Annotated in this window: 8 protein-coding genes; 1 reads left to right on the forward strand and 7 read right to left on the reverse strand. The window is 32.0% G+C overall.

Annotated features, from left to right (window positions below):
• Positions 1-104: 104 nt before the first annotated feature.
• Complete coding sequence (locus tag IDG60_RS01840; RefSeq protein WP_001791844.1) at positions 105-290, reverse strand: hypothetical protein; 186 nt, start codon at positions 288-290, stop codon at positions 105-107.
• Positions 238-582, reverse strand: coding sequence for a 6TM ABC transporter family protein (locus IDG60_RS01845; protein ID WP_000171798.1), 345 nt, complete (start codon positions 580-582; stop codon positions 238-240). The genes IDG60_RS01840 and IDG60_RS01845 overlap by 53 nt, the downstream gene beginning before the upstream one ends.
• Positions 583-786: 204 nt before the next feature.
• Between IDG60_RS01845 and pepF the strand changes: the two genes are divergently transcribed.
• Positions 787-2,601 carry an oligoendopeptidase F gene (gene pepF / locus IDG60_RS01850; RefSeq protein ID WP_000077568.1) on the forward strand — a complete coding sequence of 605 codons (1,815 nt, stop codon included), beginning with the start codon at positions 787-789 and terminating at the stop codon, positions 2,599-2,601.
• 139 nt (positions 2,602-2,740) lie between these two features.
• Here pepF and phoU read toward each other — a convergent pair whose 3' ends face one another.
• From phoU to IDG60_RS01875, 5 genes are all read right to left on the reverse strand, one after another.
• On the reverse strand, positions 2,741-3,382 hold the full coding sequence (gene phoU, locus IDG60_RS01855; protein ID WP_000974847.1) for a phosphate signaling complex protein PhoU: 642 nt from the start codon (positions 3,380-3,382) through the stop codon (positions 2,741-2,743).
• A 6-nt stretch (positions 3,383-3,388) separates the two neighbouring features.
• Positions 3,389-4,240 carry a phosphate ABC transporter ATP-binding protein PstB gene (gene pstB, locus IDG60_RS01860; protein ID WP_000079447.1) on the reverse strand — a complete coding sequence of 284 codons (852 nt, stop codon included), beginning with the start codon at positions 4,238-4,240 and terminating at the stop codon, positions 3,389-3,391.
• A gap of 46 nt (positions 4,241-4,286) precedes the next feature.
• Entirely contained in the window at positions 4,287-5,204 is a 918-nt protein-coding gene (pstA, locus tag IDG60_RS01865; RefSeq protein WP_000450297.1) for a phosphate ABC transporter permease PstA, read from the reverse strand.
• 1 nt (position 5,205) lies between these two features.
• Positions 5,206-6,132, reverse strand: coding sequence for a phosphate ABC transporter permease subunit PstC (gene pstC / locus IDG60_RS01870; protein WP_000204627.1), 927 nt, complete (start codon positions 6,130-6,132; stop codon positions 5,206-5,208).
• Positions 6,133-6,322: 190 nt separating this feature from the next.
• Positions 6,323-7,306 (reverse strand): phosphate ABC transporter substrate-binding protein PstS, encoded by a 984-nt coding sequence (locus tag IDG60_RS01875; RefSeq protein WP_000759232.1) that lies wholly within the window; start codon positions 7,304-7,306, stop codon positions 6,323-6,325.
• Between the last annotated feature and the right edge of the window lie 692 nt (positions 7,307-7,998).

Raw genomic sequence — 7,998 nt, forward strand, 5'->3', positions numbered from 1 at the left:
CAACTTACATATTAAGAACCAACGTTCATTATAGTATTATCCATAAAGAAATTGAAGTATATTTAATTTTTTAACAAAATCATTATAAAATATAATATTTTGAATCAAGTCAACCATGTAAAATATAAAAAAGTCAAAACAAAAACAACTATAGCACTGTATTCCATCTCTTTCGAAATAATTGTTACTGCAGTGTAACTTAAAAGTCGATGATTTTGTGCATATAGTTGTCGAATATTATTTTTTATCTTTACGGCGAAGTTCAGCGCCCTCATAGCCGTATTTTTCAATTTGCTTTTCTAATTTACGCGCTTTTCTTTCTTTACGCCAATTTCTAGTAAAATACCATAATAGAAAACTAATTAATAAACTCATAATCGCTAAAAATGCAGCGTATCCTAATAATGGTTGATATTTTATATCTTGAAAATTTGGAATAAAAAATGCAAGCACACCTAATATAACAAATGTAATTACTGCAGATACAAACCATTTATTTAAAACTAAGCAACAGAATATTGTTAATAAAATCATTATTAATGTTGTGATCCATAAATAATTAGGCATATCGAATAATGTCATATTCATTCTCCTTTTATTTCATTACTTTCCTTGTATACATTTTATTATAAATTTTTAAAAACTTAAACAATAGCAGTCAGTTTCAAGCAATATTCTATCTACTATTAGAAAAATCATTGTTCCTTGCGACATGGAAATCGTAACATTATCGTTTAGGAGACAAAATTATGTATAATGAATGTATTATACCAAAGGAGTGATTATATGTCTCAAGGTTTACCTTTAAGAGAAGATGTTCCTGTTTCAGAAACATGGGATTTAGTAGACTTATTTAAAGATGATCAACAATATTATGAAAGTATTGACGCTCTAGTACAACAAGCAAATCAATTTCATCATACATATGCAACAACATTAAATTCAATCGAACAAATTAATACTGCTTTAGCTGAATTAGAAAATATTTTAATTGCCTTAGATCGCTTAAGTAATTATGCAGAACTACGTTTAAGTGTAGATACTAGTAATATCGAGGCACAAGTATTGAGCGCTAAATTATCTACTACATACGGTAAAATTGTTAGCCAATTATCATTTGTAGAGTCAGAAATACTTGAATTACCAGAAGAAATACTTCAACAATTAGAAGAATCATGTCCATATCAACACTATATTAAACAGTTAATAAAACAAAAGCCATTCCAATTATCTGCGTCGGTAGAACAAGTATTAGCAACTTTATCACCTACGCTAAACAGTCCTTACGATTTATACGGCACGACAAAAATGCTAGATATTACATTCGATTCATTTGAACATGATGGTACAACGTACCCTGTCGACTATGCTACGTTTGAAAATGATTATGAAGATAATAAAGATCCTGAGTTTAGACGTAAAAGTTTCAAATCGTTTAGCGATGGGATTCGAAAATATCAGCATACTACCGCGGCTACATATAATATGCAAGTACAACAAGAAAAAATTGAAGCTGATTTACGTGGATTTGAATCAGTCATCGATTATTTATTACATAGTCAAGAAGTAACGCGTGATATGTTTGACCGTCAAATCGATATGATTATGCGTGACTTGGCACCAGTTATGCAGAAATATGCTAAACTTTTACAACGTATTCACGGATTAGATAACATGCGTTTTGAAGACTTGAAGATTTCTGTAGACCCTGATTATGAACCAGAGATTTCAATTGAAGACTCAAAAAATTATATTTTCGGTGCGTTAAGTGTTTTAGGTGATGACTATACAAACATGTTACGTGAAGCATACGATCAGCGATGGATTGATTTTGCACAAAATAAAGGTAAAGATACAGGCGCATTTTGTGCAAGTCCATACTTTACACATTCATATGTGTTTATTTCTTGGACTGGTAAAATGGCTGAAGCATTTGTCTTAGCACATGAATTAGGTCATGCAGGTCATTTTACATTAGCTCAAAAACATCAACCATATCTTGAATCAGAAGCATCAATGTACTTTGTTGAAGCCCCTTCTACAATGAATGAAATGTTGATGGCCAATTATTTATTTAACACAAGTGATAAACCAAGATTTAAGCGTTGGGTTATTGGCTCAATTTTATCTAGAACATATTATCATAATATGGTTACCCATTTATTAGAAGCTGCTTATCAACGTGAAGTGTATCACAAAGTAGATCAAGGTGAATCTTTAAATGCGCCGACATTAAATGAAATAATGCTAAATGTTTATAAACAATTTTTTGGAGATGCAGTAGACATGACTGAGGGTGCTGAATTAACATGGATGCGTCAACCTCATTACTATATGGGATTATATTCGTATACGTATTCTGCTGGCTTAACAATCGGAACTGTCGTTTCTCAAAAGATTAAAAATGAAGGCCAACCAGCTGTTGATGCTTGGTTAGAAACATTGAAAAAAGGTGGTAGTGTATCACCTGTCGAACTTGCAAACATTGCAGGTGTAGACATTACTACAGAACAGCCACTTAAATCTACAATTCAATATATTTCTGATTTAGTCGATGAAGTTGAAAAATTAACAGATGAAATTGAGCAAGCAAATAACTAAGATGCGAGACAATTTATAGTAGAACAATATAAACCAAGATTTTCACATTACTAATTGTGAGAATCTTGGTTTTTTTGAGGGTTTATGAATGATAGAAATATATATTTATCGTAAGGGATTTTATAGTAATAACTTTAAGTTATTGTTCGTAATGTGTACCTGTTAAATAAAAATAAACACTTTCAGCGATGTTAATAATATGATCACCAATACGTTCTAAATGTCTTGCTGCTAAATGAGCTTGTGCAGCGACAAATGGATCGTTATCAATAAGATACGTTGCGTTAATAATATGACTATATAAGTCATCGATATCTTCATCACGCTCAATTATTTCTCTTATTAATACGGTATCTTTCTTTTTAAATGCTTGATCTAAGTCCTTTAACATTAACATAGCTAATTTACCCATTGTCTTTAAACGGGTTAACACATAATCATCTGTAATCTTTGTACGCAATCGAATATTGGCAATACTCGATGCATTATCTCCTATTCTTTCTAAATCGGAGGCGATTTTTAATGAAGAAATCATCATACGCAAATCACTCGCAATGGGCTGTTGCTTTGTAATTAACATGATAACTCGCTCATTAATATCATAATTTAATTGATTGATATGTTTATCGTTTTTAACTGTTTGTCGTGCAAAGCCTCTATCGTCAATACTTAATGATTTTATACCATTTTCAATACTCACATAGACATTTGCACCTAACCGACGTAATTCCTTTATTAAATCATCAAGTTGCTCCTGATATCGCTGTCTAATTATTGCCATTATATATCAACCAAACCTTCCTGAAATATAATCTTCTGTTTTCTTGTTTGATGGGTTAGAGAAAATTTTATCAGTATCATCATATTCATTGACATAACCATTTAAGAAAAATGCAGTTTTATCTGATACACGAGCTGCTTGTTGCATATTATGTGTAACCATAATAATTGTATACTTTTCTTTTAGTTCTTGAACCAACTCTTCTACTCTTAATGTTGAGATTGGATCTAATGCTGATGTCGGTTCATCCATTAAAATGACTTCAGGTTCAATTGCTAAACAACGCGCGATACAAACACGTTGTTGTTGCCCACCGGATAAACTATATGCATTTGTGTGCAACCTATCCTTTAATTCATCCCAAATTGCAGCGCCACGTAATGATTTCTCAACGATTTCATCAAGAACTTTTTTATTTTTAATACCGTGAATCTTTGGACCGTAAGTAATATTATCGTATATTGATTTTGGAAATGGATTAGGTTGTTGAAAGACCATGCCCACATTTGTACGTAATTGTTCTTTAGAATATTTTTGATCAAAAATGTCTTGATCTCGATATAATATTTTACCAGCTGTTTTCACAGAAGGTACTAACTCAACCATTCGATTCAAAGTTTTAATATATGTTGATTTGCCACAACCAGATGGACCTATAATGGCAGTAATTTGGTTTTCATAAATATCTAAATTAATATTTTGTAATGCATGATTTTCGCCATACCATAAGTCTAAATTTTGTGTTGAATATATAACAGAATGTGAGTTTGTATCATCTGGTGTTTTATGATGACTTTGTGAGACATCAAACGTATGACTTTGAGATATTTGTTTAGTTTGTGCAAGTGTTTGCGCCATATTTAAAACTCCCTTTTTAATAGATAAATGAGATTGATTGTTTAAATTAGAATTTTTTACTAAATTTGTTACGTAAAATAATCGCAACGCCATTCATTAAGATTAAGATAACTAGTAAAACGATAATGCCTGCCGATGCAACATTCTGGAATTCTTCTTGAGGCATTTTCGCCCAAGTAAATATTTGGATTGGTAATGCTGAAAATTGATCCAATATACTTCTAGGTGTTGCCAATAATATAGTCGGTATACCGATTAGCACAAGTGGCGCTGTTTCTCCCAGTGCTCTTGAAAGAGACAAAATGAATCCAGTTAAAATACCAGGTAACGCTGCTGGTAAGACAACACGTCTTATCGTTTGCCATTTATTAGCACCTAAACCATAAGAAGCTTCGCGTACTGAGTTAGGTACAGCTCTAATTGCTTCCTGACTTGAAACAATAATAATTGGTAATATCAGTAAGGTCATTGTTAGCGCTGCTGCCAATATACTGTTACCCATTTTCAAGGCTTCAATCCCCGCACCACCAACGAACAAAGTGTAACCTAATAACCCAAATACAACTGATGGTACACCAGCTAAATTGGAAATACTGATTTTAACAAACTGAGTAAATTTGTTGTTTTTCGCATATTCTTCTAAGTATATAGCTGTACCTATTCCTAGGATGATTGATAATGGAATGATACTTAACATTAACCAAAGTGAACCGATTAACGCGCCTTTAACGCCAGCCATAGATGGTGTTGAAGAAGAAAAATTAGTGAAAAACTGTAAATTTAAATGACTTACCCCTTTAATCAATGTTTGAGTTAACAACGCAATAAGTACGACAAGTCCTAATAATGTACATGCTAAAAATATGAGTTTGAACACTTTATTTTTAACCGTTCTGGATGATAAATGTTTTTGGACAAGTTGTTGATCGACGAGTGATTGTCTATTATTATCTGTCGTTTCCATATTAATACTCCTCCCTAAAACGCTTAGAAATCCACTGAGAAAGTAAATTCATGATTAAGGTAAAGATAAATAGTGTGAACCCTACAGCATAAATACTGTAATAAATATTTGATCCAAATGTTGCATCACCTGTCGCTATCTCAACAATATATCCAGTCATTGTTTGAATCGAACTTGTTAAACTTAATGAAGCTGTTGGCGAACTACCTGCCGCTAATGATACAATCATCGTTTCTCCAATTGCTCTTGAAATCGCGAGAACGATTGAAGCTACAATACCTGATGTTGCTGCGGGAAGTACGACTTTAGTTGCTACTTCTAATTTAGTTGCTCCAAGTCCATAGGCACCTTCTCGAATTTTATTTGGTACAGATGCCATTGCATCCTCACTCAAACTTGTGATGAGAGGGACAATCATAATACCGACAACTAAGCCGGGACTTATAGCATTAAACTCTCCAAGACCTGATATGAAAGATCTTAATACTGGTGTAACAAAGGTTAATGCAAAGAAACCAAACACAATTGTTGGTATTCCTGCTAAAATTTCTAATATCGGTTTAATTATGCGTCGTGCACGGTCACTTGCATATTCACTTAAATAAATTGCTGCACCAAGCCCGACTGGAACTGCAAATATAGTCGCAATAACTGTGATTTTTAAAGTCCCTATTATCAATGCCCAGATACCAAACTTAGGGTCTGAACCGGTAGGATTCCAAGTAGTAGAAAATAGAAATTCAGTTATTGGAATTCTGGTGAAAAAAGTGATGGTTTCTAAAAGCAATGTGATTAATATACCTAGTGTTGTTAAAATGGAAATCGCTGAAATTGCGGCTAAAATAACTGGTATAATTTTGTCATTATGCTTCCCTTTTTTATTATTATTTTTTTCGATTAAAGCTTTAACATTAGTAGATGAAGTCATAATCAAACCTCTTTCTATTACTCCCAAAATAATTAGATTTGTAAAATAATGATGAACCACTATTTTAAGTTGATAAGCTTGTAGACTAACTGAATGTCAAAATCAGCGTCTCGATAAATCAAGCTTTGTACTCTAAATAATGATTCACCATCAAAATCATGTTTCAAGACACATTTGAAATTGCGTCTTATTATTTTTTGTCTTCAGACTTTTTATCATCAGATTTCTTGTCGTCTGATTTTTGATTTTTATCAATAAATGCTTTTAAATCATCTAATTGTGATTTGTATGTTTTCTCTGGTGCTGCTACATATCCAGCTTCTTCAGCTGCTTTACCTTTATCTTCTAAGACGAATTTGATAAATTCTGACATTACTTTATTATCTTTCAATGCTTTTTCATTTACATAAATGAATAATGGTCTACTTAATGCATAAGAGTTATCTTGAATTGTTTTTTTCGTAGGCTCTGTTGCTTTACCATTTTCATCTTTGATTTTAACTTCTTTTAATTTATCTTTATTTTGTACGTAGAAGTTATATCCAAAGTATCCGATTCCCTCTTTGTTTTTCGTTACAGAAGAAACGATAGCATTTGTATCAGCATTTTTTTCTGCTTTAATATCTTCTTTATTCATTACTTCATTTTCGAAGAAGTCATAAGTACCATGACTTGAGTTTGGTGATACAGCATTTATTTTTTTATCTGGCCATTTACTATTAACATCTTTCCATGTTTTAGCTTTTCCAGAATAAATTGCTTTTAATTGCTGTTTGTCTAATTCATCTACAAAATCATTTTCTTTATTTACAGCAACCGTTACACCATCTTGCGCAATTTTAAATTCTTTGTATTTGATATTCTTATCTTGTAATTTTTGCTTCTCTTCATCTTTAATTGGTCTAGAAGCATCAGCGAAGTCGATATCTCCTGCAATGAATTTTTGGAAACCAGCACCTGTACCAGCTTGTCCTGCTGAGATTTTAGCATCCGAGTGATCTTGAGCCCATTTTTCATTTAATTTCTCCACAATTGGTGCTACTGTTGATGAGCCATCACCTTTAGCTTCCCCTTTTAAATCACTATTACCACTGCCACCATTACCGCCACCACAAGCACCTAATAATAGTGTTGCACCTAAAGCTGTAGTACCAACAAATTGCCATTTTTTCATTGAAATATCCTCCCTGTATGAACAACAAATAGTATTTGTATTGATTACATCTTTATCTTAACCTTGAATTATTAACCTCATTTTTAGAAACTGTAAATGTTACATAAAAATTTGTTAAGAAAATGTAAATATTAATTTTTGTTAATCTAAAAAATATTGCTTCATTAGTAAAATTAAAATGCTTCCTGAAAAATTATCGAAATTTAAATATGTACACAAAAAATGAGGCTGGGACATAAATCCCTAAAAAAACAGCAGTAAGATAATTTTCAATTAGAAAATATCTTACTGCTGTTCTCTATTTATACAATACTTCGTATTGAATGGCTTCGCTTTGCCCGTCTGGCACATTACTGTAAAATTCTATAAATAGAATTTTTGATGACGGGTCCCTTCCTAGGGTGCCGTCTCAGCCTCTTTTTACATTGCCTAAGAACTTAATATCCCAGCCTCGTGTCCTTTTTATTTTATTTTTTAGCACATCAGCACAGTGAACACCCCTTCTCTAAATTACAAATACAGTTATCACCGCATTAAAAGAGTACATTTATTTAATGTGCATATTGAGTATGCTATAAGTATTTTGAATTTTATTTTTCAAAAAGTCTCATTATCACCACCTTTTAAAATATAAGCAACGCTATAACTTGAATTTTCAGGTTATTCCAAAAAATCTAAATTATCGGTTTACA

The organism is Staphylococcus sp. EG-SA-2, from assembly GCF_017152085.1.

Coding starts and splice junctions, on each gene's coding strand:
- IDG60_RS01845 (WP_000171798.1), bottom strand. CDS start 582: ATGACATTATTCGATATGCCTAATTATTTATGGATCACAACATTAATA.
- pstA (WP_000450297.1), bottom strand. CDS start 5,204: ATGGAAACGACAGATAATAATAGACAATCACTCGTCGATCAACAACTT.
- pstC (WP_000204627.1), bottom strand. CDS start 6,132: ATGACTTCATCTACTAATGTTAAAGCTTTAATCGAAAAAAATAATAAT.
- pstB (WP_000079447.1), bottom strand. CDS start 4,240: ATGGCGCAAACACTTGCACAAACTAAACAAATATCTCAAAGTCATACG.
- IDG60_RS01875 (WP_000759232.1), bottom strand. CDS start 7,306: ATGAAAAAATGGCAATTTGTTGGTACTACAGCTTTAGGTGCAACACTA.
- pepF (WP_000077568.1), top strand. CDS start 787: ATGTCTCAAGGTTTACCTTTAAGAGAAGATGTTCCTGTTTCAGAAACA.
- phoU (WP_000974847.1), bottom strand. CDS start 3,382: ATGGCAATAATTAGACAGCGATATCAGGAGCAACTTGATGATTTAATA.